Genomic DNA, 343 nt, shown 5'->3' with positions numbered 1-343 from the left:
AACAAGGTAGCCGTATCGGAAGGTGCGGCTGGATCACCTCCTTTCTAAGGAAAATGCCCATGTGGCATTGCCCATCGTTCAGTTTTGAGAGACCAAAACCTCTCTAAGAGGGCCTATAGCTCAGCCGGTTAGAGCGCACGCCTGATAAGCGTGAGGTCGGTGGTTCGAGTCCACTTAGGCCCACCATTTTTATGAACAATTCTAATACGGGGCCTTAGCTCAGCTGGGAGAGCGCCTGCCTTGCACGCAGGAGGTCAGCGGTTCGATCCCGCTAGGCTCCACTTTTGTTCCTTGAAAACTGAAGATTCATCAAGACATCAAAAACCAATTTCACATATGGTCC

General features: G+C 50.7%; 2 tRNA genes. Both read left to right on the top strand.

Annotated features, from left to right (window positions below):
* Positions 1 to 109: 109 nt before the first annotated feature.
* Positions 110 to 186, top strand: a tRNA-Ile gene (locus tag KNO78_RS15530).
* Positions 187 to 208: 22 nt separating this feature from the next.
* Positions 209 to 281, top strand: a tRNA-Ala gene (locus KNO78_RS15525).
* The last annotated feature ends 62 nt before the right edge of the window (positions 282 to 343 follow it).

It is taken from the genome of Exiguobacterium sp. s132 (genome assembly GCF_018617235.1).
GTDB lineage: Bacteria > Bacillota > Bacilli > Exiguobacteriales > Exiguobacteriaceae > Exiguobacterium > Exiguobacterium profundum.
This window is presented reverse-complemented; position numbering and strand designations above follow the sequence as displayed.